The sequence below is a fragment of the Acinetobacter sp. 18QD2AZ41W genome (assembly GCF_009829025.1).
Classification (GTDB): domain Bacteria; phylum Pseudomonadota; class Gammaproteobacteria; order Pseudomonadales; family Moraxellaceae; genus Acinetobacter; species Acinetobacter pseudolwoffii.
In genome coordinates this window covers 24,136-48,681 of record NZ_WURP01000013.1, presented here as the reverse complement: position 1 = coordinate 48,681, position 24,546 = coordinate 24,136, and the positions used below count along the sequence as shown (strand labels likewise).

Sequence of the window (24,546 nt, the reverse complement as noted above, 5' to 3'; positions counted from 1 at the left end):
GTAATTTCTACCATCAATCAATGAAAATAATTTCGATCGATCAACCAGTAAAAATCCACACAAGTTGTTCTTCATAAGCTCTTAATGATCTTTCTAACACCTCGTCAGTGCCAGAAGCTGGACTTCGATATACTTAACAACTCAGCAATCTGCTTCGTTCGTTTCCGTCTATCTCGTCGGTATGGGTGCATTCTAGAGGATTTCAGAATCATTGCAACCCCCTATTCACTATATTTTTCACGTATGTCTTTTTTTTCTACAAAAAATCCTAAAAAATCGCTTTTTTATCTAATTTTTAAGCGTTTTTATGCAATAAATGCACTAAACACATCATTTTATTTTTATAAGCCAAAATTTAATTAGACTTAAAAGCGATCAAAATAATAGCTAGAGTAGTAATTTTTGCTGTTTATCCTTAAATAATGCTTTTTATCTCGTTCAACCCCCAGAAACAAAACCAAATCATGACATATTAGCGAAACCAACGATTCTCTCCTTTCGGCTTGGTAGTTCATTCGCACTTTTTTAGTGAAACTTCTTATAAAAGCGTATAGGTATCTTAGGCTATAAAGATGTTATTCAATGATTTTGGTGTTTGGGTATAAGGCCGCACAAGCTTGCTTATCTATATAGAGATAGAACATATCAGCAGGTTAATTCTATTCAGTTACTTTTCCTGCTTGCGCTGCCCAAGCCAGTATTGCATGACTTCTATAATTATGTCTTTTTTGCCCTGATAGTCTTCAGCAACAAAAAATAGTTTTGCACGTCGCGGTAAACGCTCTTCAATCAGGGAAAATAGATAGTAATTCGCAGCCAGATCAAGCTGCATAAATAAGTTATAGACAGGGATATAACGTTGCTGTTTTTGTTCGGCAGACTGATATTCAAATAAGAAACTTAAAATACAATCAATGTCTTCATCAAAAATATTTTCTGTTGGATAGCGATACATCGAACCCCCTCTGCTTTCTTTTTATATTGTGCTGTCTTTTGCGAACCAATATAGTCAGCCACCCTTTAGCTAGCAAAACAACACTTAATTAGAGGATGAATTCTAGGTGGAATGCCCTCTCCAAGAAAATAATACCTGCGATTTTAAAGGTTCAGAATGAAATCACTACAAATAAAAAAGGAAGAGATCTCTCCCAAAATCTCCTCCTTAGAATTGAATCTTTACCCGATCCATTATGTCATTATTATAGTTATTCACTTTAAAGCTTAAAAAAGAGTCTCTTGGGGAAGAGACCTTATAAATTGTGGAGTTGTCTTATTATCACCCTCTAGATGCTTTGAACCAATTCTCTAGATGAATAAATCCTATAGATAATAAACCCGAAAAGCAAGCAATTTGGGAAAATTTAACTCTTGTTTTTATAGGGTTTTTTTTGAAGTTGCTTATTTGCTTTATGAATATAGAACATCAATAAAAAAGCAGACCGAAGCCTGCTTTTATTTCAATAACTTATCAATTTTTTAATCGGTGAAAGTAACTTTCGCAATCGCTTTTTTGCTGGCCTGAACGATCAAGGTCAGATTTTCCTTAACCGAATAAGAACTATCTACAGTGTGCCAATCCACTTTCACCGCGCCACGACCTAAAGCATCTTTGGCTTGGGCCGCATTCTTGGTCAAACCTGCTTCACGTAAAATTGAAGTAATAAAGATTTCACCACCAAACTCACCACGTGAAATAGTCACTTCTGGCGTACCTTCCGGTAATTCACCCTCAGTAATGATATTACCTGCACCTTTATGTGCATGCGCAGCAGCGTCGCTTCCGTGGAAACGCTCAACCAGCTCCAGCGCAAGAATCTTTTTCACCTCTTGCGGGTTACGGCCTTCAGCAATTTCTTTTAGCAACTGCTGAATTTCTTCAATTGATTTAAAGCTGAGCAGATCAAAATAACGCTCAATCAATGCATCCGGCATTGAAAGCACTTTTTGATACATCGCACCTGGCGCATCAAATACACCAATATAGTTGCCTAAAGATTTAGACATTTTATTCACGCCATCTAAACCTTCAAGAATAGGCACCGTAATACACACTTGTGCTTCCTGATCATAACGACCTTGTAGCGTACGACCCATCAACAGGTTAAAGGTCTGGTCTGTACCACCCAACTCTACGTCCGCTTCTAAAGCCACCGAATCATAACCTTGTACCAATGGATACAAGAATTCGTGAATCGCGATCGGCTGTTGACTGTTATAACGCTTGGTAAAGTCGTCACGCTCCAACATACGCGCCACAGTTTGCTGTGATGCCAATTGAATTAAATCAGCCGCGGTTTTTTGTGCAAACCATTCCGAGTTAAATACAACTTTGGTTTTGTTTGGATCAAGAATTTTAAACACTTGTTCTTGATAGGTTTTTGCATTTTCTAAAACTTGTTCACGTGATAATGGTGGACGTGTAGCACTTTTACCTGTTGGATCACCGATCATCGCCGTGTAGTCACCGATCAGGAAGAATACTTCGTGGCCCAAATCCTGAAATACTTTTAACTTGTTGATGAGAACCGTATGACCTAAGTGCAGGTCAGGCGCAGTTGGGTCAAAACCTGCTTTAATTTTTAATGGACGATTCTTTTTTAATTTCTTAAGAAGGTCTTCTTCAGAAATAATTTCATGGGTGCCTCGTTGAATGAGGGCAAGTTGTTCTTCAGCCGGCAGGAAATTTGACATCACAAAATCCAATACATCAGTTACTCAATTTGTGCGATATACTAACACTTTTTCAGCATATTGCAGGCTTAAGAATAACCATGACAGTGATCTATATTGGGGTAATGACCGGCACAAGCATGGATGGTGTCGATATTGTTGCTGCTTCTTTTGATCCTTTACAGCTTCATGCCACACTCACTTTGGCATTCGATCCTGACCTGCGGCATGAGCTGATGGCACTGACTTTGCCCGATGACAATGAAATTGACCGTATGGGCAAGGCCGATGTGGCCTTGGCAGAAATGATTGGTCATGGTATCAACCAACTGATTGAAAACAACCAGTTAGATAAATCTAAAATTAAAGCCATTGGCTCCCATGGTCAGACCATCCGCCATCGCCCTGAGCATGGTTTTACCCTGCAAATTGGTGACCCCAATATTATTACCGAAATCACCCAGATTCCGGTGATTTCAGATTTCCGTCGTCGTGATTTGGCGGCGGGCGGTCAAGGCGCACCATTGGTGCCAGCCTTTCATCAGGATATTTTCCAGCATGACAGCATTCACCGGGTAATTTTAAATCTGGGTGGAATTGCCAATGTCAGCCTGTTACCTGCCGGAAAGCCTGATGATGTTTATGGCTTTGATACAGGGCCGGCCAACATTCTGATGGATGCCTGGTGCGCGCGTTATACCGGCCAGCCTTATGATGAAAATGGCAATTGGGCCGCTTATGGTACGCCGATTCGCAGCCTGCTGGATCGTTTACAGTCACACGAATTTTTCTCTAAAGAACCGCCTAAAAGTACCGGCCGTGAAGACTTTAACCTGGAATGGCTGGATGAACAGATTGCCGACTGGCGCAATGACCTGCAATACGATGAACTGGAAGATACCCCGGAAAATGTGCAGGCGACCTTATTAAAGCTCACTACCCGTGCCATTAAAAAAGCCATTTATCGTTCTGGCATGGATACTGGACAAGTTTTCGTGTGTGGTGGTGGCGCTTATAATTCTTATTTACTTGAGCAACTGCGCTGGCGCTTACGCAAACATGAATGGAGCATACAAACCACGGCTGATTTGGGCCTCAGTCCGACCTGGGTAGAAGCCACTGCCTTTGCCTGGCTGGCAATGCGTTTTATCAAGCAACTCAATGGTAACCTGCCAGCGGTGACCGGTGCTTTAGGCTACCGTGTTCTGGGAACCATTACTGCTGTTTAAACCCGACCAGAGCAATCTAAAGTTATAAAAAAGGTCTGCATTTATGCAGACCTTTTTCCATTTTCAATATTCTTTATTGCATTAAATTTTTGGCATTTTCATTTCTAAAGGCCCGCAAAATCTGCTGACCGGCACGACCTGTAGGACTTAAGCCCAAACGCTGCTGTTCCTGACGAATCGCTTGACGGGTTTTATCACCAATCAGACCATCCACCGCACCAATGTCATAGCCACGATTTAGTAAAAATTGCTGAATCTCGCGACGTTCTGAACGCGATGTACCCACGTCATCGGTTGGCCAAGATGTGCTGAAGCTCCCTTTACCCTGTAAACGATCAGATAAATGCGCAATCGCCAAGGCATAACTTTCTGCTGCATTATAGCTATAAATGGTATCAAAGTTTCTAAAGACCAGGAAGACTGGGCCATTCGGGCCGGCAGGCGCAAGCAAGCCAGCCTGAGAAGATGCTGATAAATTCCCTTGAATTAAAGGGGAACCATCGGCACGCACTACACCACGGCTAATCCAGCTATTCAGTGATTTTTTATTGCGACGGCCTTCATTTGAGATTGACATGCCTTGCGGGATTTTTACTTCAAAACCCCAAGGCTGCCCGGTCTGCCAACCACGCTTGCTTAAAAAGTTGGCGGTTGATGCCAAAGCATCCGGAATACTACTGACCAGATCACGGCGGCCATCGCCATCAAAATCGACCGCAAGCTCATCATAGGTCGATGGCATAAACTGGGTATGACCAAAAGCTCCAGCCCATGAACCTTTCAGCTGATCCTCTCGTACATCACCGCGCTGTAACAGTTTCATCGTGGTAAAAAACTCACCACGGAAATAACTCTGGCGCCGCCCTTCACAGCTCAATGTTCCTAAGGCCTGCAATAAAGGATAGCGACCGGAAATATCACCAAAATTACTTTCTACACCCCATACCGCGACAATCGTTTCTGCAGGCACGCCATAGGCTGCGGAAACACGATTTAAGACTTCGCGATGTTGCTGTAATTTTTGCCGGCCGAGCTGAACCCGCTCTTCATCGACTAAACCAGACAAATAGTCCCAAATCGGGGTAGAAAATTCCGGTTGATAGTTTAAACGTTCAATTACGGAGTAATCAGGCATTAAATTTTGCGTATAACGGTCATAGCTGGCTGCACTGACGCCTTTTGCTACAGCCTGACTACGTAAATTCGCCAAACAGTTTTGAAAATTATTCTGGGCAGGGAAATTTGACGGGCTGCTGGCCGCTGAAGGCAAAGTAGTCGTGTCGACACGCTGACCATTAATAATCAGCTCGGCATTTGCCTGAGAAACAGCCAAGAATAAAGAACCAACCACAAGCGCAAAACGTTGCATAAGACCCTTGAATATTTAGATTTTGAATTATGTTCTTAACATAGCAGCTCAATCTAAAAATTAAAGCTCAAATAGGTAAATTTAAATTCATAATTTCTGCACTTTTGAATTCATTTTGTAGTTTTAAATTTAAATAACTTATTCACAACTTGTTTTTAAATTCAAAAAGCAGCGGTGCTGTTTGAATTTAAATTTAAAATCTAGGAAACAACCTTTAAATTCAAAACCTTCTTTGTGGATAACTTAATATAAACAGGATTAATCAGATATTTATCAAGGTCTTGTTTTGTGAATTAAAAAACAGGGTGACTTGGTTTATTTTTAAATTTAAAACTTTGAATTCAAAGTAGCGGTTTGAATTTAAATTCATATTTTGAATTCATTTAAACTTTAAATTCAAAGTATTTCTCTGTGGTCTGTGAATCTTCATTTAGACTCTTTTATGTATACGCAATTGTTTATTTTACAATCAATTGAAAAATATTATGATCCGATAAATGGCAGGCATTTTCGAAGAGGCGCAATCATGCCTGAATCTGGAGAAATAAAAAAGCGACCACCGAAGTGATCGCTTTTTTTATCAGCAAGATAGCGCTTAAATGGTCATATCTTCGCTCAATGCCAGTGGATTCGGTAAAATCTTCGCCAGTTGACGGCATAAAGTCGTCAGCTGAGTACTGTCGGTTGGCATCAGGGTAATGTGACCAATCTTACGACCTTCACGCTCTGACTTGTTATACAGATGCAAATGCGCACCTTCTAAAGCCAGAACATCTGCAGATTTTGGATGCTGTCCGATGATATTCACCAGTACGCTTGGACGAATCACTTCCGTTGAACCCAGTGGCAGACCGGCCACCGCACGAATATGGTTTTCGAACTGTGAGCAGACTGCACCTTCAATCGACCAGTGCCCTGAGTTATGCACACGTGGTGCCATCTCGTTTGCATATAAGCCTTTGTCTGTCACAAACAGCTCAAGGGTCAAGACGCCCACATAGTTCAGATGATTGAGTAGGCGAGTGATGTAGTCCTGTGCGACCGGCTGCAAGTCTGCACTGTTCGGTGCAGGCACAATCGAGTGCGACAGAATGCCATTGTGATGATGATTTTCAGCCAGGGGCCAGGTTTTTACATCACCATTTTGACCACGTACCGCAATGATCGACACTTCACGTGAGAACGTCACAAAGCTTTCTGCAATCAGTTCACCGGCAGGGCCAAGTTCCGCCCAAGCCTGCTCAATTTGATCAGCACTCCGCAGGACAAATTGACCCTTACCATCGTAACCACCGCGAGAGGTTTTTAATACGATTGGTAAGCCCAGTTCAGCCACAGCAGCCTGTAAACCTTCAAGTGCAGTCACTGCTTTATACGGCGCAACAGGAATGTCGAGCGTATCAAACAGGGCTTTTTCAGACAGACGATGCTGTGCAATTGCCAAGGCTTGGCGTGGTGGATGCAGGTCTTTATTTTTCACCAGCACATCCACATCTGAAAGAGGCGTATTTTCAAATTCCAGACTGAATACATCAGCACTGTGCATAAAATCCTGTAGACCATTTTCGGCCTTGCTGGAAATCACTTGACCGAGTGCCGCAGAAGGGCAATCCGTACTTGCTTCAAAGAAAGTACATTGAATATTCAATGGCAATGCCGCTTGCGCCATCATGCGCCCGAGCTGACCGCCGCCAAAAATACCGATGGTTTTATCCATGATGTCTGTCCCGTATGAAGCTTGGTTTTAGTTTTGACCAGGAATGTTATTGCTTGCCACTTTATCTGTTTGTGCCGCACGGAAATCTGCAACATTTTTCGCGATATCAGGGCGGGTCAGACCTAAAATTTGCGCTGCCATAATGGCTGCATTGGTTGCACCGGCAGGGCCAATCGCAAGCGTACCCACCGCAATACCTGCTGGCATTTGTACAATTGAAAGCAAAGAATCGACGCCGTTTAAAATGGATGATTTGACTGGCACACCCAAGACTGGAAGATCAGTCTTTGCCGCACACATGCCCGGCAAATGCGCAGCACCACCAGCACCGGCAATAATCACCTGAATGCCACGATCACGCGCCTGTTCAGCATATTCAAATAAACGGTCAGGAGTACGGTGTGCAGAAACGACTTCAGCTTCAAATGGGACACCAAGCTGCTTGAGCATGTTGGCAGTATGTTCGAGAGTTGCCCAATCTGATTGAGAACCCATGATAATTCCTACTAGAGGAGCATCTTGTGCAGCAGCCGCATTCATTGCAAATTTTCCAGAGATTAAAGTAACAAAAAATAAATCTCGACGAGAGAGCCAAGCTTTAATAGGAGGTGCTTATTATAGACTGATTTTTCGGCTTCATAAAATTTAACGGTCAAAGCAAGGTTCGATTTTTCTTATTTTTTTAGCAGAATATTAAAAACTGGAATAAAAATAGGCGTGTAGTCTGCAAAGCTTTCGATCAGGAACTTCTGAAGACAAAATACACACATCCGCACAGACACAAGGCTGCCCAGAGATAATCCAGTTTAAAGGGCTGCTTAAACATGAAAATCATAAAAGGCACAAAGACCAGCAAGGTCACCACTTCCTGAGTGATTTTCATTTGCCCCACGGCCAGTCCCTGCTGTGCCAGTAATCGGGTGGCCGGAATCATCAGGCTATATTCAAACAGGGCAATCATCCAGCTGAATAAAATTGCCTGCCACAACGGCGCATCATGCGGTAAAAATTTTAAATGCCCATACCATGCCAAGGTCATAAAGCAATTGGCAATCACCAGAAGAAATAAAGCCGGTAACATCGGCATGTACTCTGCAAAAAGATCGGGTTTATTCTACGATTTATTTTGCAAAAAGATATTCTCTAAATTTGAAATTTTCTCTGAATTTATCCGTGAAACAGGATTTAAAAATTCCCGCAGCAATGCTTGAACTTTGACTATCTTTTCCGTGTAAGCCTTGCTATCGTTGCTTGCAAATTGAATAAATCATGATAACCGCACCAATATAAGGTGATGGGTCAGACAGGAACGGAGTGAAGTAGATGCATCTGCATATTTTGGGTATTTGTGGCACTTTTATGGGATCGCTGGCGCTCCTTGCACGCGATCTGGGCCACAAGGTGACAGGTTCAGATTTGAACGTCTATCCACCGATGTCGACCCAACTTGAAAATGCAGGCATCAGCTTGATGCAGGGTTATGAGCGTAGTCACTTGCAGCCACATCCAGATCTGATCATTGTCGGCAACGCCATGAAGCGTGGTATTGATGCAGTAGAATATATGCTGAATGAAGGCTTGCCTTATATTTCAGGCCCGCAGTTTCTGGCAGATCATGTTCTGCAAGGCAAACATGTATTGGGGGTTGCGGGTACACATGGCAAAACCACCACCACAACCATGCTGGCCTGGGTGCTGGATCAAGCCGGTTTAGAGCCAGGTTTCCTGATTGGCGGTGTGCCACTGGGTTTTAGTGAGAGTGCACGTCTCGGTGGCGGCAAATATTTCTGTGTCGAGGCAGATGAATACGATTCGGCTTTCTTCGACAAGCGTTCCAAGTTTGTGCATTACCATCCAAAAACGGCGATTTTAAATAACCTTGAATTTGACCATGCCGATATCTTTGATGATCTGGCTGCAATTCAAAAGCAGTTTCATCATTTAGTCCGTACCATTCCAAGCGAAGGCCGAATCATTGCGCCGATTACCGAAAGCAATATCGATGAAGTACTAGAGCAGGGTTGCTGGACACCGGTGGTGCGCACCAGTCTGGATGCCAATCAAAAATCTGAACTGTATGCCGAACAGTTATCGACAGATGGTTCTCACTTTAAAGTCTTGCAACACGGTGTGGTGAAAGGTGAAGTGCAGTGGAGCATGACCGGACAGCATTCGGTGGCCAATGCGCTCGCGACGATTGCCGCTGCCGAGCATGTCGGCGTCTCCATTGAAACCGCCTGTGAAGCTTTATCTAATTTCGGTGGGGTAAAACGCCGTATGGAACTGTTAGGCACAGTCCGTGGTATTGAGGTTTATGATGATTTCGCCCATCATCCGACAGCGATTGATACGACCTTGGAGGGCGCGCGCAAACGTCTGGGTGAACGCAAACTCTGGGCAATTATTGAACCACGCTCCAATACCATGCGTATGGGCAGTCATAAAGAGGGTCTGGCTCATTCAGCACGTCTGGCCGATGCAGTAATCTGGTATCAACCGGAAGGACTGGACTGGGATCTGCAACCGGTCATTAATGCTGCGCCAAATAAAGCCAAAATTGCACGCACACTGGATGACATCATTCAGACCGTGGTAGCAGAGGCAGGTGAGGGCGATGCCGTAGTGATTATGTCAAATGGCGGTTTTGGTGGTTTGCATCAGAAATTGATCAGTGCTTTAAACGCATAAAATAGATGCGTGGATAAGTATGTGAAAAAAGAAGCCCGCGATGCGGGCTTCTTTTTTTAGGGCAATTGTTTTAGCAAAAAGAGAGAATGGCTGTTTTGACCTTCACATTGCATGATGTCAAATTGGCCTAAAATGCCGATCACTCATTAGTCATTACGCATGATGTTTTGTTGCAATCTGAACGCGAGATAGATTGCAGCAGCACATCACTCAAGGCACAATCGAGAAGAACACAGGTATTTATAGACCTGACAGCCAGATCAGAATCAGGTCATTCTCATTCCTCACTCCTTCAGGAGATGTGTCATGACAACAATGAAAGCCATGGTCTATTACGGCGAAAACGACATCCGGTTTGAAGACCGTCCCATTCCAACTATTTTGCATCCCAGCGATGCTGTTATCAAACTCACTAAAGTCACTATTTGTGGTACAGACCTCGGGATCTGGAAAGGTAAAAACCCGGAAATTGAACAGCAAGCCACACGCAAACAGGGCAGTTTTAATGGCCGTATTTTAGGCCATGAAGGCATTGGCATTGTAGAAGAAGTCGGTTCTGCCGTTCAAAACTTCAAAAAAGGCGACCGGGTGATTATTTCCTGTGTCAGCCGCTGTGGAACCTGTGAAAACTGTCAGAAACAGCTGTATGCACATTGTCGCAATGAAGGCGGCTGGATCATGGGCTATATGATTGATGGTACTCATGCCGAATATGTACGCACGCCGTTTGCGGATACCTCACTCTATCATTTACCTGAAGGGTTAAATGAAGATGTCGCTGTGTTTTTATCGGATATCTTGCCGACATCACATGAAATTGGTGTGCAATATGGCGATGTCAAACCCGGAGATAATGTGGTGATTGTCGGTGCCGGCCCGATCGGCATGAGCTGCCTGCTGACCGCTCAATTCTATTCACCGGCCAACATCATCATGGTCGATGTCGATGACAACCGACTCGAGTTCGCCAAAACAGTGGGAGCGACGCATAGCATTAACTCCGCGAAAGAAGATGCCATACAACGTGTGCTGGAGCTGACGGATGGGCGAGGGGTCGATTGTGCCATTGAAGCGGTTGGTCTGGAGGCGACCTGGAATATCTGCCAGCATGTAGTCAAAGAGGGTGGACATATTGCCAATGTCGGCGTACATGGCAAATCAGTTAATTTTGAACTGAATAAACTCTGGATTAAAAACCTGACCATCACCACCGGACTGGTCAATGCCAATACCACTGCTATGCTGCTCAAAACCTGCTGTTCCGGTAAATTACCGCTGGAAAAACTGGCGACCCATCACTTTAAATTTAATGAATTTGAAAAAGCTTATGATGTGTTCAAGCATGCAGCCGATGAAAAGGCCTTGAAAGTGATGATCGAACTCAATTAATGCGGGAAAGTAAAAAGTCCGCTTGGCGGACTTTTTTTATTTGTAGCTGGAGTGAAAAATAGGGCATATCACCGCACTACTTATCAGCTTGTATTGAAAGCTCATTAGGCCGTTTTGCTCTTGGCAAATCGATCTAAATGATTAAGTAGAAGAGGCCGCGACATCAGATAAACTTTGGTCACGCTTAAACATCACATCCACATAGGAACATTGCGGAATGATGGTTAAACTTTTTTCACGGGCAAAATCGACCAGCACATCCAGCATTTTTCGGGCAACGCCCTGACCACGCAAGGAATGATCGACCCAGGTATGATCTGCAATAATCACCGAGGCTTCCCGCCATTGATAGGTAATCTCGGCCAGACGTCGACCTTTATCTTCCATAAAAAATACACCACCGCGTTTTGAATCTTGATATTGAATCTGCATAGATCTCCACCTTTATTTTCATTTTTAACTGCTTAACACATCGCTGAAATTAGGATCACGCTCAAATACCGATTGAGCGAAAGGGCATTCCGGAATAATCTTGACCCCTTGCTCACGGGCAAACTTGACCGCTGCTTCGACCAGATAATGTCCGACATGCTGTCCACGCAAACTGTCATCGACCCAGGTATGTTCAATCACCAGTCGATCCTCATCTTTCCAGAAATAGCTCATTTCGGCCAGACGCTTTTCATTTGGCTCGACAAACCATTGACCTTGACTGCCTTGTTGCTGATGCTCAATCAACATCCTCTAAACTCCGTATTTTTAATCCAGACTGACATATTTTTCAGTCGCATATTGTTCGATTTCTTTAAACGATTGTGAATCTGTGCTCTTTCCTGATATCACCATGCAATGAACAGGTTTAAACTGCCTGTCTGTTGTTTAAGCCAGATATTTATGTCCAGCCCTTCTTTTAGCTCCTCGGTAAGACGTCAATGGATCTGCGTAATTGCGTTAGCCAGTGCCGCCTTTATTTTCAACACCACCGAATTTATTCCCGTGGCCTTACTCAGTGATATTGGTGCAAGTTTTGACATGTCGGCGACTCAGGTCGGGTTGATGCTGACCATTTATGCCTGGGTCGTGGCTTTATTGTCTTTACCGATGATGCTACTGACCAAAAACATTGAACGACGTTTCTTGTTGATGGTTTTATTTGCGGTCTTCATTTCCAGTCATGTGCTGTCTTATTTTGCCTGGAGTTTCAGTGTTCTGGTATTTAGCCGGATCGGGATTGCAGTAGCGCACGCGCTGTTTTGGTCAATTACCGCTTCGCTTGCAGTACGTGTCGCACCAGCAGGCAAAGAATTTCAAGCCTTGGGTTTATTGGCCACAGGTACTGCCATGGCCATGGTTCTGGGAATTCCCTTTGGTCGCATGATCGGGGAGGCCTATGGCTGGCGCAATAGTTTTGCCTTGATTGCCATCGTCGCCAGCGTGGTCTGCCTGCTACTGGCCAAAACCTTGCCCTTATTACCGAGTGTCAATTCAGGTTCACTCAGCAGCTTGAAAACCTTGTTAAAACGTCCAAGCCTGATGCTGGTATTTGCCCTGACGGTCATTGTAATTAGTGCACAATTCACCGCCTATAGTTATATCGAGCCATTTTCACTGAATATTGCCCAGCTCAGTTCTGTACAGACCACGACTTTATTGCTGGTCTATGGTGGGGCAGGTTTAATCGGCTCTTATCTATTTGGCCGTTTTGCACCGCATTTTCCCAAACTTACTATTCCACTGTTCACACTTGGACTGGCTATCTCGTTGCTATTATTGCTGCCGTTGTCCAGCAATGTCTTGCAGTTAAATACCCTGGCTTTACTCTGGGGCGTCAGTATTATTGGTTTCAGTCTGGCCTTGCAAGCCAAGACCTTAAATCTGGCCTCCGATGCCACCGACGTGGCCATGGCGATTTATTCTGGCCTGTATAATATTGGAATTGGTGCTGGCGCTTTACTCGGTGGGATCGCAACGGCACAGATCGGCTTGCACAGTATTGGCTGGCTCGGGGCCATCTTGGCCAGTCTGGGTTTTCTCATCACGTTATATTTAATTCGCCGTCCGGATTTTATTGCTCAAAAAATAGCTTGAATCATGCATTTTTGTAAATGAAATTGTAGTCTTAATAAAAATCTGTCATGCTTCTGCATATTGAGCATTTGCTCAAACAGAATTTCGTTTGAACAAGGGGAGTAGCCTCCTCCAAACGTTTAGCAATTGTGGTTCAGATTGTTCAACGTGTCAGAATATCGTCATTACACTTTGCAAAAAGTCGGTATCTGAGCATCTCACTGCGACACTTTTAATAAGAAGTGTAACAGTGAGATGTAGGCAAGACCTTGATCATGTTGGTATAGATGTTTTTCATCTGACAACAGGTCAAGGTTTTTTTATGGCCGATTGTCAGATGTGGAGAATTCACATGGAAACAATTGGTACGCTGTGGCTGTATCTTGTCTTTTTCGCGATTGTCGCAGTCATGCTGATCATCGATTTCGTCGGCTTTAAACATCAGCATGGCCAGGAGGTCAAAGTCCGGACTGCGGCCTACTGGAGTATTGCCTGGGTCAGTATCGCGACTTTATTTGGTGGCGGTTTATGGCTCTATCTGGAGCAGACCGCAGGTACTGCAATTGCCAATGCCAAGGTCATGGAATACTTCGCCGGTTATCTGCTGGAAAAATCCCTGGCAATTGATAACGTCTTTGTCTGGCTGATGATCTTCGCTGCTTTCGCCATTCCACCCGTGCTACAACGTAAATTGCTGCTCTACGGTGTACTCGGTGCGATTGTCCTCAGAACCATCTTTATTTTTATTGGCGCCTGGTTCGTTCAGGAATTCTCATGGATTTTATATATCTTCGGTGCCTTCTTGGTGTATACCGGCTTTAAATTCCTGCGTGGTCAGGATGAAGAAGAAAGCAATATTGAAGATATGGCGATTCTGAAATGGCTGCGTAAACGTATGCGGATTACACCGCAACTTGAAGGTGACAAATTCTTTATCCGTAAAGATGGTTTACTGTGGGCAACGCCGTTATTCCTGGTTTTGATTCTGGTCGAAGCCTCGGATGTGATCTTTGCGGTCGATTCTATTCCGGCAATTTTCGCTGTGACCACCGATCCCTTCATTGTACTGACTGCTAACCTGATGGCGATTTTGGGTCTGCGCGCGATGTTCTTCCTGTTATCGGGTGCCGCATCAAAAATGCATTATCTGCCTTATGGTCTCGGGATTATTCTGGTCTTTATCGGCTTTAAAATGCTGATGCTGGATGTATTCCATATGCCAATCTGGATTTCACTGAGCTTTATTGTGATTGTCTTGACGATCACGGCGATCCTGTCGATTCGCCACAGTAAAAAACATAATCAAACCACGCTCTAATAACTGTATAGACAATCATCTTTAGCGTCAAAAAAGTCCGTTCAATCATGAGCGGACTTTTTTTATTGCTCGACTGCCTTACCACAGCTTCGACTTAATTCAGGCAAATGAAGTCAGCATGATCACGTTATAAATCCACTGAAGTGGGTTACAATCTATTGAAAAAATTAAAAGCACAGGTTTTAACATGTCTTCTCAGATTGCAACAACGGCAGTCCGCGGTCGTTTCCTTGATATCCAGCATACAGTTGCCCAGGCACATGAGATTGATGACCAGGTGCGCTATGTAGAAGATGGTCTGATCATCATGCAAGATGGCAAGATTCAATGGTTTGGCAGCTGGGATGAAGGGCAGAAACATCTAGCTGAAAATATCCAGGTCGCCCATTATCCTGAACAGCTGATTGTGCCGGGATTGATCGATACCCATATTCATTTCCCGCAAACCGAGATGGTCGGGGCCTATGGCGAACAACTGCTGGAATGGTTAAATACCTATACTTTTCCAACAGAAATCCAGTTTGCAGATACAGCCTATAGCGAAAAAATCGCCGAATTTTTTGTGCAGGAATTGCTTAAAAATGGCACCACCACGGCACTGGTCTTCTGTACCGTACATCCTGAATCAGTAGATGCTTTGTTTACAGCGGCGAGCCGCAGAAATATGCGTCTGATCGCCGGTAAAGTCTTGATGGACCGACATGCACCGGAAGCGCTGACGGATACGGCAGAAAGTGCTTATACCGATTCTAAAGCGCTGATTGAGAAATGGCATGGGCAAGGCCGTAACCTGTATGCCATTACCCCTCGCTTTGCCCCGACGTCCACCAATGAACAACTTGAAAAAGCAGGTCAGCTCAAAGCCGAATATCCAGATGTCTATGTACATACCCATTTAAGTGAAAATAAAAATGAAATTGCCTGGGTCAAAGAGTTATTTCCGGAACGTAAAGGCTACCTGGATGTCTATCATCACTATGGTTTAACCGGTGCAAAATCAGTATTTGCACATTGTGTACACCTGGAAGAGCAGGAGTGGGATTGCATGCAGCAGACCAATTCAGCGATTGCCTTTTGTCCGACCTCAAACCTGTTTCTGGGCAGTGGTTTATTCCCATTAAAGAAAGCGTGGGACAAGCAGGTGAAAGTTGGTCTGGGTACCGACATCGGGGCAGGCACCTCGTTTAACCAGCTACAGACCTTAAATGAAGCCTACAAAGTGCAGCAATTGCAGGGAGAAAAACTCTCTGCTTTTGAAGCCTTGTATCATGCCACCTTAGGCGGTGCTAAAGCCTTAAGTCTGGACGATCGTTTGGGGAACTTTAATATCGGCAAGGAGGCGGACTTTGTGGTGCTGGATCTAAATGCCACTGCTTTACAGCAGTTACGCCAAAGCAGAGCCAAAAATATTGAAGATGCATTTTTTGCACTGACCATGCTCGGCGATGACCGTAATATTGCAGTGACCTATGTCTACGGAGAAGCTGTCTATGTCAAAGCCCGATGTACCCGCTCAGACGACTAAAACCCAGCACCGCCATTGCTAGCTGATCGTCTCTGCCATGTTGCTGACCTGTACTTTCATCCTGCGCAGGGATTCGCAGGCAGCAAAGAAATGATTACATTTACAGCATGCAAAACAGGTGCATCTGCAGTAGGGATGTATTAAAATTACAGTGTATTCAGGTGTTGCAGGTCAACACCTTTTTTATTTTGCTATTTTTACTTTTTAGGTATCTACCCATGACCGTTCAAATGAGCGTAATGATTTCCGCTGAAGAAATTCAAGCTAAAGTCAAAGAGCTTGGTGCTCAAATCGATGCACACTATGCCCATAGTGACAAAGACCTTGTGCTCATCGGTTTATTACGTGGTTCAGTGATTTTTATGGCCGATTTGTGTCGGGTGATTTCCAAACCCCATGAACTGGATTTCATGACGGTATCCAGTTATGGCGGTGGCACCTTATCTTCGCGTGATGTAAAAATTCTGAAAGATTTAGACGGCGAAATCCGTGGCAAAGACGTGTTGGTGGTTGAAGATATTATTGACTCGGGAAATACCTTGAGCAAGGTGCTGGAAATCCTGCAAACCCGCCAACCAAACTCGATTCAACTGTGTACTTTGGTAAGTAAACCATCACGTCGTGAAATCGATTTAAAGGTCGAATTTTTGGGCTTTGAAGTTGAAGATAAATTTATCGTAGGTTATGGTCTGGACTATGACCAGAAGTATCGTCATCTGCCATTTATTGGTGAAATCGGTCTTTAAAGTTTATTTAAAAAAGTGGCTTAGGCCACTTTTTTTATGTCTCAAATAGACAGAAAAATAGGAACAAAAAATAACATCTCGTTTCAGGATTCAACTTTTTTTGCTTTCTATTCTGTTTCAAGATAATTAAACATGATGTAAAAACAAAGACATGATAATAAGGAGCATACCTATGTGGACAATTATTGTTGCGATTGTCATTGGTTTTATCGCGGGTCTGATTGCACGTGCAATCCATCCAGGTAATGACAAGGCAGGCTTTATCATGACGACCCTGTTAGGTATTGCCGGTTCCTTATTGGCTACATTTGCTGGTCGTATGCTCGGTCTTTATTCGGCAGATTCTGCGGCAGGTCTGATTGCTTCCGTGATCGGTGCGGTGATTATTCTGTTTATTTATAACATGCTGACCAAACGCCGTACGGTCTAAGCGGTTCTGGCTTAATCTGAGCAGTTCCAGTAAAAGCACCCAGTTGGGTGCTTTTTGCTCTTGTATATCTCTCGACTTTATAGTGAAAATTCCTTAAAAATCTGTTCGATCTGTTCTGCCGGATAGGCCCCCATGACTTTAAAACCATTCGAAAAAATAATTGCTGGTGTCCCATTCACACCCAAAGACTGGGCCAGTTTTTTATTGCGCTCAATCGGATTGGCACAACTTTTTTTCGATTTTGGCAGGCTACCTTGAGTGATCAGATCTTCCCAAGCCTGAGCAGGATTAGACGCGCAATACACCTGTTTTGAAGGCGCAACCGATTGTGGCTTTAAAGGCAGAATAAAAGTATAAATCGTCACATCCTTGAGTTTTTTCAACTCTACTTCAAGCTGTTTACAATACGGGCAATTTGGGTCAGAAAAGATCGCAATCTGACGTTTCCCCGTACCTCTTACACTTTTCACAGCATCTTGAAGCGGCAATTTTTTCCAGTCAACACTGTTCTGTTTTAGTATCAAATCACGGGTCAGATTATGCTGATCCTGAATCCGCAGCATCGACCCGGCAATCAGATGCTGGGCATCTTCATTCAGATAAACCACTTGACCCTGCATAAAACCACTGTAGATGCCCTTCATTTCCGTGGTCTGGATATTTTCGATTTTTAAATTGGGGCTATTCTTTGCCAGATTGGCTTTTACCATATCAATATTAGCGAATGCGAAGCTTGAAACAAATGTACTTAAAGCAATAATCAGTGTTTTTTTTAACATGAATGTTCTACATGAATCAGATAAAAATATGCTTCGATTCTAATGGGTCTGCTTTTAAATTACCCACGGATTTATGTTACTGTTTATTCCAAGTTTAATCAGTGAATTATGTTTCACGTGGAACAGAAGCGATAAAAGAAGCTTAAATAACGGACAAAAATAAATTCTTGCATGAGATTACATTCTGGTTAATATTTTATATATTATAAAATAATATATTATTTTGTTGAAATCTATATAAACACATCTATTTGATTTAAAATCTTTTACTGATTCGCCCTTGACCATGTTTCTTGGCCCGCTCTACACTGCATATACTTTTCTTTTTCTTCGCTATGCCCTGACATGGATTGGCCAAGGATCAACACTATAACGGCATGTTCATGACAACAATAACCACTTGGCGACCCTTCTGGATGGTCAGCCTGGCTTTAATCATGGGAACGATTGGTACTGCTTTGGCGAGTCCACTCTATCCGATTTATCAACAACTCTGGAATTTATCCCCAAGCCAGATTACCTATATTTTTGTCGCCTATATGTTTGGCTGTCTGGGCACCTTATTGTTTCTGGGGCGCACCAGCAATAGCATTGGCTTTTTAAAAACTCTACAAATTGGCCTCGTGTTTATTAGTCTGGGTTTGATTATTTCGGTCTTTGCCAATAATGCCCTGATTTTATCTTTGGGCCGTTTCATTATCGGGATTGCCTCTGGTTTGATGACGACTTCTGCCATGCTTGGCATGATGCAGACCATTCCGGAGAGTCATAAGCAGCTTGCGCCGCAATGGGTCTCTATTTTGACTGCGATTGGCTTTGGTCTGGGTCCGTTTATCGGGGGAGTCATTGCGCAGTTTTCTCAAGCCCCGCTGGTGACTCCCTATATTCCGATTATTGTTGGAGCAGTGCTTTGTTTTATCGGCTTATTCTGGTTAAAAGTGCCTGCTTTTGAGCGTCAGCCCTTTAGTATCGCCCCCAAATTACAGCGTCCTGAGGCTCAATATCATGCTGTATTTATGATCATTGGGTTCACTGCATTTAGTGCCTTTGCTGCCTTTAGTTTATTTGCCTCACTTTCGCCTTCTTTTGTGCAAGATATTTTACCGTGGCATGGTCCTTTAGTAAGTGGTACCGCCATTACCTGTATTCTGCTGGTATCTGCAGTGGTGCAATACCTGGCCAAAGCGGTCGCTGCAAAAAAATGTCTGAATATCGGCTTGGTCATGATGCTGATTAGCCTGCTCAGCCTTGCATTGTGTATATTGCTTAAGGCAAGTTTCTTATTCTTCGTGAGCGATCTCTTATTTGGTATTGGGCATGGTTTTGCCCTGATGGGGGCTTTTGGCATAATTCATGCTATAACCACTTTGCAAAACCGGGCCGCGGTGATGTCGACCTACTTGTTTATTGGCTATTTGGGCACCATTGTGCCGATTCTTGCGGTGGGTTACTTGGCCGACCATTTTGGATTAAATTTCGCTGTGATCAGCTTCTGTGTGGCGATGAGTGCTTTATGTGTCGTGCTCTGGTTATGCCACCAGAAGCTCAGTGTAAAAGCTTAAAATAGCCCTCTGATGAGGTAATGCTGATCAGTTAAGGAGTTTAGAAATAGACTCTTTAACTTTTTAGTCGTTCATGACGGAGTCTTCACCTTATAAATCAAATACTTGAAAATAATTTGTTACTTTGGTTTCGCCCAAATGAGAAGCGAAGCTTCGCAAGGAAGGCATCTTGCGGAGCAACACTCCTCACCGCAAAACTCGTCAGCCACCATCGACTAGTAAATTTGTCGCAGAAACAATCATTTTTAAATCTAGTCCTGCCTCAAACAGTTGCGGATGACTTTTCTACTTGTCAAATATGATCATGAATTTAAAAAAGAAAATACTAGTCAATTTCTTAACTGACTGGCATTCCTCTGATGAGGGCTATTTATGCATAATTTTTTGCTTACTTTCCAATACAAAACGAACCGAAAATTTTTCCAAGCAGATCATCGGCACTAAAGTCACCGGTAATTTCCCCCAGTGCATTCTGGGCTAGACGTAAGGACTCCGCCACCAGTTCACCGGCGTTGTACACCACCAATTGTTCACGTGCTTCAGCCAAATACAGTTGAGTGCGCTTCATTGCGTCTAAATGACGGGTACGTGCAATAAAGGTATCTTCTTCAGGCTGGAAGCCTGCATGCGCTGTAATCGCCTCTATGAGCGCTTGCACACCAGTTTCCTGCTTGGCAGAGACTGCGATATGCCGGAAACCATTCAAATCAGCAATTGCAGCTTCAGCACCAGTCAGATCACACTTATTCCCAATCAGCATCAGGCGTTTTGCTTCAATATGTTCAGCAAAATATTCTTGGGCCAGTTGCAGTGGATCTTCACCTTGACTTAGGTCATAGACCAGCAGTAACAAATCGGCCTGTTCGATTTCCTTGATTGCGCGGCGAATCCCTTCTTTTTCGACAATATCCCCGGTCTCACGCAAGCCTGCGGTATCCGTCAGGGTAATTGGCAAGCCATTTAAGGTGATTTTTTCATGCAGCACATCACGCGTAGTACCCGCAATATCCGTCACAATCGCACGTTCAATCCCGGCCAGCGCATTCAATAATGAAGATTTACCGGCATTCGGTTTACCAGCAATCACCACTTGCAAACCTTCACGCAATAACTGACCTTGACGTGCTGATTGCTGAACTTGCGTGACCGCAGTCGCCACACCATCGAGCAGATTCAGAATCTTGCCATCAGCCAGAAAGTCAATTTCCTCTTCAGGAAAATCAATTGCGGCTTCCACGTGCAAACGTAAATGTACCAGCTGCTCAAGCACCGTATTGACTTTGGTCGAAAATGCACCTTGCAGGGAACGAACCGCAGAACGCGCAGCTGCTTGTGAAGTGGCATCAATCAGGTCAGCAATGGCTTCAGCCTGTACCAAGTCCATCTTGCCATTTTCAAAAGCACGCATGGAAAACTCACCGGCTTTGGCAGCAATCGCACCCAGTTCCAGCAAACGTGCAAGCAAGGCATTTTGAATCACCGGACCGCCATGACCTTGTAACTCCACCACATCCTCACCGGTAAAAGAATGCGGATTCGGGAAACAAATAGCTAGGCCTTCATCCATAATTTCACCAGCGGTATCGTAAAACTTACGAAAGGCAGCATAGCGTGCACCGGCAAGGGGTTGTTTTGTGAGTGCTTCGGCAATTTCATAGGATTTTGGACCCGATAGGCGAATCACCCCAACGCCGCCACGTCCTGGTGGCGTTGCAATCGCAGCAATAGTCGTGGTTCGGTTGAGCATAAAATTCACCTAAAAAATCCAAAAGTTCAGCCAAAAAAAATCCGCCTAAGAGTATCATCTTAAGCGGATTTATTCAGCCCGTCATTACAACTTAGTTGACTGGCGTTGCTTCATCACGTTTGGCACGTTCTTTAGCAACAGACTTGTTAATCAAGCCTTGTTGCAGGATGGTGATCAAGTTGTTCACAATCCAGTATAGAACCAAGCCCGCAGGGAAGAACAGCAAGAATACGGTAAAAATCACCGGCATAATCTTGAAGACTTTGGCTTGCATTGGATCAGTGGGTTGTGGATTTAAGGACTGTTGAATATACATCGTCAGACCCATTAACAATGGCAGGATAAACCATGGATCCATTGAGGATAAATCCTGAATCCAGAGCATCCATGGCGCATGACGCAGTTCAACCGACTCCATCAAGACCCAGTACAAAGCCAGGAAGATTGGCATTTGTAATAACAGCGGTAAACAGCCTGCAAGCGGATTGACCTGCTCACGTTTATACAGTGCCATCATTTCCTGAGAGAAGCGCATACGGTCTTCACCAAACTCTTCTTTCATACGCTGCATTTCTGGAGCAATCACACGCATTTTCGCCATTGAGCGGTAGCTCTTCGACGACAATGGCCACAGAATCAGTTTCACCAGAATGGTCAATAGAATAATTGCCCAGCCCCAGTTACCCACTAAACCATGGAAGAATTCCAGACCCACGAACAAGAGCTTCGCAATTGGCCATAACCAGCCATAATCGACTGTTTGGTTTAAACCTGTGGCCAAATCCTTCAATTCTGACTGGATTTTTGGACCTGAATAGAAGGTCGCATCAATCTCGGCCACAGTACCTGCAGGCACATTAAAGGTTGGAGAAGTAAAACCAATAATGTTCATGTTATCGGTTGATTTACGTGATTCAAGCTTGGCGCTATACGCTTCACCATTACCCTGAGTCAACTTCAGATTACCTGGTACCCAAGCACTGACAAAGTAGTGCTGTACCATGGCAACCCAGCCACCTGTCGCTTCAGTACTGACTTTTTCTTCAACAAAGTTGTCAAATTTAAGCTTGTTGTACTGCTCGTCTGGCGTACCCCAGGCACCGCCCAGGAAAGTCCCTAGCGTGAAAATACCCTGGTCTGATTTACCCGGATCTTCTGAATTATCACGTTTGATCTGGCCAAACATCTGACCTTGCCAGGTCTGAGCACTGCGGTTCACCACTTTGTGGTTCACAACAACCGGATATTCACCTTCAGTGAAATTGAAGGTTTTGATAATCTCGACACCATCGGCGGTTTTAAATACCAACGGTACAGACAAGACTTTAAGGTTTTCACCCTCTTTAGATTTGGTTGCTTTCGCGTCTGCCAAGGTATAAGCGGTTTTTTCCAGCTCATACGTCGGACGGCCGTTACGGCTGCTGTCCGGTCCATTCAGACCGATCAGACCAGACTGAGCGACATAAGTACGTTTCGCATCGCTTTCCAGCATCACGAACGGTTCATCGCTGTCCTTGTTTTTGTCATGATTGAGTAATTCAACACGAACAATATCACCACCTTTCGGATTGATCCAAAGATGATAAAGGTCAGTTTGTACTGAAATAAGCTGCTGACTTACAGGTGCTGTGGCATCCGTGGCTTGCTGCGCTGGCATATTCGCTTGTGGCAGATCAGAGGCAACTGTAGCCGTCTGAGCATTTGGCAAATCTGCAGATACGTCATGCGAAACAACAGCAGTTTCTGGCTGCGGTTTGGTTTCAGCATTTCCATAATCTTTTTGCCACGCCAAAATGAGCAAATATGCGACAACAAACATGGCTCCGAGAATTGCAATCCTGGCCCATTGTTGCATATGTATTACCCCAAGTGGTGAGAGTGATTTTGGTTCAATAAACGATCACGAAAGGGTACAGCAACGTGAAGCGTTTGAGAATCTATTTGCTGAAATGAAATAAAACGAATCGCTTTAGAGGGAACAGGATCATATCCCGAGCCCCCCCACGGATGACAACGGCAAATACGCTTAGTAGCCAGCCACACTCCACGTCCAGCCCCATGTATCTGGACTGCTTCCAAGGAATATTGAGAACAAGTTGGAATATAACGACAGCGCGGCCCCAATAAAGGACTGATCGCAATCTGATAGAAACGTATCAACCAATGTAGTAAACGTACCATTGGCCTACTCTACTTTTGTGGGGAGGGGGCTATTTTTGTATGCTTTTTGGCAAGACGGTTCAGTTTTTGCCAAGCAAATTGTAATTGCTGATGCAATTCTGCATTAGGCACTGCTTCCACACCCATTTTTGGCATGATTACAATGTCTAAGTCATCTAATTGCTGTTGATGCAGACGAAAACTTTCGCGAGCAAGTCGTTTTACTCTATTTCGTTCGTGTGCTCGGCGCACTTTCTTCTTAGCAACAACTAAACCCAAACGGCTATTTGGCAGTTCGGAATGTTTTGCAAGAAATAAGAAATGGGGCTGATGCACTTTAAAAAGCGCACCATCAAACACACCTTTATAATCGGCGGCACAGCGTAATCGCAACTCTGTACCAAAACTATAAAGTTTTGTCATAACACCCAAAATCGTCTTAGCGTAACTGATTAAACAGTTAAGCTATGACGACCTTTTGCACGACGGCGAGCTAATACTTGACGACCAGCTTTAGTAGCCATACGAGCACGGAAACCATGAACACGCTTACGCTTTAATTCAGATGGTTGGAATGTACGTTTCATATTGAAACTCCAAAAAATGATCTTTCTATGAAGGTCCGCGATTTTAGTGCTCATTGCTTGAGCTGTCAATGCAAAAGCACTTTTCTTTTCAAATAAGCTTAAAAAAGATTTTTACCCGAGTTGTCAAAAAAACTGTTGGTGAAATGACTAAATTATACTTAACCACAGATTAAATTATTGTTATACATAGATATATAACTTATAAACAACTCTATCAACAAAGTTATCCACAATCTATCCAGTGTTGAAAAGCAAGATTCTGTTTTTGAATTTAAATTCGTAATCTTTCGATTTATCCACAGAAAACTCAAAGCTTATAAATAAATTCAAATTTATAAATTTAAGTTTATTACTATTAGGGAGCACTTTTTCTATGGATAAGCCACTTTTTATTTAATTAAACATATATTTATGTTGTGGATAAAACTGTTTCTAATAATTTTATACTTTGTGGATAACTTTGTGCTATATTTTATCCACAGCTTGCGGATAAACTTATCCACACCGGGTTTTAAATTTAAATTTATGCACGATGATGGCTTTTTGCACAGTTTCTGTAGAAA

Annotated in this window: 23 protein-coding genes; 9 read left to right on the top strand and 14 right to left on the bottom strand. The window is 43.7% G+C overall.

The window, feature by feature from the left end:
* Nucleotides 1–667 precede the first annotated feature (667 nt).
* Both GVV58_RS13165 and tyrS read right to left on the bottom strand, forming a co-directional pair.
* A complete protein-coding gene (locus GVV58_RS13165) occupies nucleotides 668–955 on the bottom strand; it encodes a hypothetical protein (protein ID WP_005173437.1) in 288 nt (95 codons plus the stop codon).
* A gap of 521 nt (nucleotides 956–1,476) precedes the next feature.
* A complete protein-coding gene (gene tyrS / locus GVV58_RS13160; protein ID WP_100535507.1) occupies nucleotides 1,477–2,691 on the bottom strand; it encodes a tyrosine--tRNA ligase in 1,215 nt (404 codons plus the stop codon).
* 80 nt (nucleotides 2,692–2,771) lie between these two features.
* Here tyrS and GVV58_RS13155 point away from each other — a divergent pair, with 80 nt between their 5' ends.
* The gene (locus GVV58_RS13155; RefSeq protein ID WP_159516728.1) at nucleotides 2,772–3,899 is read left to right on the top strand and encodes an anhydro-N-acetylmuramic acid kinase; all 1,128 of its coding nucleotides are present in this window, start codon (nucleotides 2,772–2,774) and stop codon (nucleotides 3,897–3,899) included.
* Between the two features lie 73 nt (nucleotides 3,900–3,972).
* Here GVV58_RS13155 and GVV58_RS13150 read toward each other — a convergent pair whose 3' ends face one another.
* From GVV58_RS13150 to GVV58_RS13135, 4 genes are all read right to left on the bottom strand, one after another.
* Complete coding sequence (locus GVV58_RS13150; RefSeq protein ID WP_159516727.1) at nucleotides 3,973–5,268, bottom strand: lytic murein transglycosylase; 1,296 nt, start codon at nucleotides 5,266–5,268, stop codon at nucleotides 3,973–3,975.
* A 595-nt stretch (nucleotides 5,269–5,863) separates the two neighbouring features.
* Entirely contained in the window at nucleotides 5,864–6,985 is a 1,122-nt protein-coding gene (locus GVV58_RS13145) for a 5-(carboxyamino)imidazole ribonucleotide synthase (protein ID WP_159516726.1), read from the bottom strand.
* 27 nt (nucleotides 6,986–7,012) lie between these two features.
* Nucleotides 7,013–7,525 carry a 5-(carboxyamino)imidazole ribonucleotide mutase gene (purE, locus tag GVV58_RS13140; RefSeq protein ID WP_005173464.1) on the bottom strand — a complete coding sequence of 171 codons (513 nt, stop codon included), beginning with the start codon at nucleotides 7,523–7,525 and terminating at the stop codon, nucleotides 7,013–7,015.
* A 199-nt stretch (nucleotides 7,526–7,724) separates the two neighbouring features.
* Nucleotides 7,725–8,066, bottom strand: a complete 342-nt coding sequence (locus GVV58_RS13135; protein ID WP_074384157.1) for a DMT family protein — start codon at nucleotides 8,064–8,066, stop codon at nucleotides 7,725–7,727.
* 242 nt (nucleotides 8,067–8,308) lie between these two features.
* Between GVV58_RS13135 and mpl the strand changes: the two genes are divergently transcribed.
* Entirely contained in the window at nucleotides 8,309–9,673 is a 1,365-nt protein-coding gene (gene mpl / locus GVV58_RS13130) for a UDP-N-acetylmuramate:L-alanyl-gamma-D-glutamyl-meso-diaminopimelate ligase (protein ID WP_159516725.1), read from the top strand.
* 306 nt (nucleotides 9,674–9,979) lie between these two features.
* Nucleotides 9,980–11,062, top strand: coding sequence for a zinc-dependent alcohol dehydrogenase family protein (locus GVV58_RS13125; RefSeq protein WP_005173470.1), 1,083 nt, complete (start codon nucleotides 9,980–9,982; stop codon nucleotides 11,060–11,062).
* Nucleotides 11,063–11,203: 141 nt separating this feature from the next.
* Here GVV58_RS13125 and GVV58_RS13120 read toward each other — a convergent pair whose 3' ends face one another.
* Nucleotides 11,204–11,494: a GNAT family N-acetyltransferase gene (locus GVV58_RS13120; RefSeq protein WP_005173472.1), complete on the bottom strand. Its 291-nt coding sequence runs from the start codon at nucleotides 11,492–11,494 to the stop codon at nucleotides 11,204–11,206.
* A gap of 24 nt (nucleotides 11,495–11,518) precedes the next feature.
* On the bottom strand, nucleotides 11,519–11,803 hold the full coding sequence (locus GVV58_RS13115) for a GNAT family N-acetyltransferase (protein WP_005173474.1): 285 nt from the start codon (nucleotides 11,801–11,803) through the stop codon (nucleotides 11,519–11,521).
* A 153-nt stretch (nucleotides 11,804–11,956) separates the two neighbouring features.
* On the opposite strand from GVV58_RS13115, the gene GVV58_RS13110 reads away from it, so the two are divergent.
* The 5 genes from GVV58_RS13110 to GVV58_RS13090 all read left to right on the top strand — a co-directional run bounded on the left by GVV58_RS13110 (nucleotide 11,957) and on the right by GVV58_RS13090 (nucleotide 17,148).
* A complete protein-coding gene (locus GVV58_RS13110) occupies nucleotides 11,957–13,150 on the top strand; it encodes a sugar transporter (RefSeq protein WP_005173477.1) in 1,194 nt (397 codons plus the stop codon).
* A gap of 331 nt (nucleotides 13,151–13,481) precedes the next feature.
* Complete coding sequence (locus tag GVV58_RS13105; protein ID WP_005173479.1) at nucleotides 13,482–14,447, top strand: TerC family protein; 966 nt, start codon at nucleotides 13,482–13,484, stop codon at nucleotides 14,445–14,447.
* Between the two features lie 187 nt (nucleotides 14,448–14,634).
* Complete coding sequence (guaD, locus tag GVV58_RS13100) at nucleotides 14,635–15,972, top strand: guanine deaminase (RefSeq protein ID WP_100355775.1); 1,338 nt, start codon at nucleotides 14,635–14,637, stop codon at nucleotides 15,970–15,972.
* A 218-nt stretch (nucleotides 15,973–16,190) separates the two neighbouring features.
* The gene (gene hpt, locus GVV58_RS13095) at nucleotides 16,191–16,718 is read left to right on the top strand and encodes a hypoxanthine phosphoribosyltransferase (RefSeq protein ID WP_159516724.1); all 528 of its coding nucleotides are present in this window, start codon (nucleotides 16,191–16,193) and stop codon (nucleotides 16,716–16,718) included.
* Nucleotides 16,719–16,890: 172 nt separating this feature from the next.
* On the top strand, nucleotides 16,891–17,148 hold the full coding sequence (locus GVV58_RS13090; protein WP_005173486.1) for a GlsB/YeaQ/YmgE family stress response membrane protein: 258 nt from the start codon (nucleotides 16,891–16,893) through the stop codon (nucleotides 17,146–17,148).
* Nucleotides 17,149–17,225: 77 nt separating this feature from the next.
* On the opposite strand, the gene GVV58_RS13085 is transcribed toward GVV58_RS13090, so the two are convergent.
* Nucleotides 17,226–17,927 carry a DsbC family protein gene (locus GVV58_RS13085; protein ID WP_005173487.1) on the bottom strand — a complete coding sequence of 234 codons (702 nt, stop codon included), beginning with the start codon at nucleotides 17,925–17,927 and terminating at the stop codon, nucleotides 17,226–17,228.
* Nucleotides 17,928–18,343: 416 nt separating this feature from the next.
* Here GVV58_RS13085 and GVV58_RS13080 point away from each other — a divergent pair, with 416 nt between their 5' ends.
* Entirely contained in the window at nucleotides 18,344–19,489 is a 1,146-nt protein-coding gene (locus GVV58_RS13080) for an MFS transporter (RefSeq protein WP_074383794.1), read from the top strand.
* Nucleotides 19,490–19,877: 388 nt separating this feature from the next.
* Here GVV58_RS13080 and mnmE read toward each other — a convergent pair whose 3' ends face one another.
* From mnmE to rpmH, 5 genes are all read right to left on the bottom strand, one after another.
* Nucleotides 19,878–21,236, bottom strand: a complete 1,359-nt coding sequence (gene mnmE, locus GVV58_RS13075) for a tRNA uridine-5-carboxymethylaminomethyl(34) synthesis GTPase MnmE (RefSeq protein WP_159516723.1) — start codon at nucleotides 21,234–21,236, stop codon at nucleotides 19,878–19,880.
* A gap of 91 nt (nucleotides 21,237–21,327) precedes the next feature.
* The gene (gene yidC, locus GVV58_RS13070) at nucleotides 21,328–23,091 is read right to left on the bottom strand and encodes a membrane protein insertase YidC (protein WP_005173495.1); all 1,764 of its coding nucleotides are present in this window, start codon (nucleotides 23,089–23,091) and stop codon (nucleotides 21,328–21,330) included.
* A gap of 5 nt (nucleotides 23,092–23,096) precedes the next feature.
* Nucleotides 23,097–23,417, bottom strand: a complete 321-nt coding sequence (gene yidD / locus GVV58_RS13065; protein ID WP_005173498.1) for a membrane protein insertion efficiency factor YidD — start codon at nucleotides 23,415–23,417, stop codon at nucleotides 23,097–23,099.
* 9 nt (nucleotides 23,418–23,426) lie between these two features.
* Nucleotides 23,427–23,819: a ribonuclease P protein component gene (rnpA, locus tag GVV58_RS13060; RefSeq protein ID WP_005173501.1), complete on the bottom strand. Its 393-nt coding sequence runs from the start codon at nucleotides 23,817–23,819 to the stop codon at nucleotides 23,427–23,429.
* A 29-nt stretch (nucleotides 23,820–23,848) separates the two neighbouring features.
* Entirely contained in the window at nucleotides 23,849–23,983 is a 135-nt protein-coding gene (gene rpmH / locus GVV58_RS13055) for a 50S ribosomal protein L34 (RefSeq protein WP_000831329.1), read from the bottom strand.
* Nucleotides 23,984–24,546: the final 563 nt, after the last annotated feature.

Coding starts and splice junctions, on each gene's coding strand:
- GVV58_RS13165 (WP_005173437.1), bottom strand. CDS start 955: ATGTATCGCTATCCAACAGAAAATATTTTTGATGAAGACATTGATTGT.
- tyrS (WP_100535507.1), bottom strand. CDS start 2,691: ATGTCAAATTTCCTGCCGGCTGAAGAACAACTTGCCCTCATTCAACGA.
- GVV58_RS13155 (WP_159516728.1), top strand. CDS start 2,772: ATGACAGTGATCTATATTGGGGTAATGACCGGCACAAGCATGGATGGT.
- GVV58_RS13150 (WP_159516727.1), bottom strand. CDS start 5,268: ATGCAACGTTTTGCGCTTGTGGTTGGTTCTTTATTCTTGGCTGTTTCT.
- GVV58_RS13145 (WP_159516726.1), bottom strand. CDS start 6,985: ATGGATAAAACCATCGGTATTTTTGGCGGCGGTCAGCTCGGGCGCATG.
- purE (WP_005173464.1), bottom strand. CDS start 7,525: ATGAATGCGGCTGCTGCACAAGATGCTCCTCTAGTAGGAATTATCATG.
- GVV58_RS13135 (WP_074384157.1), bottom strand. CDS start 8,066: ATGTTACCGGCTTTATTTCTTCTGGTGATTGCCAATTGCTTTATGACC.
- mpl (WP_159516725.1), top strand. CDS start 8,309: ATGCATCTGCATATTTTGGGTATTTGTGGCACTTTTATGGGATCGCTG.
- GVV58_RS13125 (WP_005173470.1), top strand. CDS start 9,980: ATGACAACAATGAAAGCCATGGTCTATTACGGCGAAAACGACATCCGG.
- GVV58_RS13120 (WP_005173472.1), bottom strand. CDS start 11,494: ATGCAGATTCAATATCAAGATTCAAAACGCGGTGGTGTATTTTTTATG.
- GVV58_RS13115 (WP_005173474.1), bottom strand. CDS start 11,803: ATGTTGATTGAGCATCAGCAACAAGGCAGTCAAGGTCAATGGTTTGTC.
- GVV58_RS13110 (WP_005173477.1), top strand. CDS start 11,957: ATGTCCAGCCCTTCTTTTAGCTCCTCGGTAAGACGTCAATGGATCTGC.
- GVV58_RS13105 (WP_005173479.1), top strand. CDS start 13,482: ATGGAAACAATTGGTACGCTGTGGCTGTATCTTGTCTTTTTCGCGATT.
- guaD (WP_100355775.1), top strand. CDS start 14,635: ATGTCTTCTCAGATTGCAACAACGGCAGTCCGCGGTCGTTTCCTTGAT.
- hpt (WP_159516724.1), top strand. CDS start 16,191: ATGACCGTTCAAATGAGCGTAATGATTTCCGCTGAAGAAATTCAAGCT.
- GVV58_RS13090 (WP_005173486.1), top strand. CDS start 16,891: ATGTGGACAATTATTGTTGCGATTGTCATTGGTTTTATCGCGGGTCTG.
- GVV58_RS13085 (WP_005173487.1), bottom strand. CDS start 17,927: ATGTTAAAAAAAACACTGATTATTGCTTTAAGTACATTTGTTTCAAGC.
- GVV58_RS13080 (WP_074383794.1), top strand. CDS start 18,344: ATGGTCAGCCTGGCTTTAATCATGGGAACGATTGGTACTGCTTTGGCG.
- mnmE (WP_159516723.1), bottom strand. CDS start 21,236: ATGCTCAACCGAACCACGACTATTGCTGCGATTGCAACGCCACCAGGA.
- yidC (WP_005173495.1), bottom strand. CDS start 23,091: ATGCAACAATGGGCCAGGATTGCAATTCTCGGAGCCATGTTTGTTGTC.
- yidD (WP_005173498.1), bottom strand. CDS start 23,417: ATGGTACGTTTACTACATTGGTTGATACGTTTCTATCAGATTGCGATC.
- rnpA (WP_005173501.1), bottom strand. CDS start 23,819: ATGACAAAACTTTATAGTTTTGGTACAGAGTTGCGATTACGCTGTGCC.
- rpmH (WP_000831329.1), bottom strand. CDS start 23,983: ATGAAACGTACATTCCAACCATCTGAATTAAAGCGTAAGCGTGTTCAT.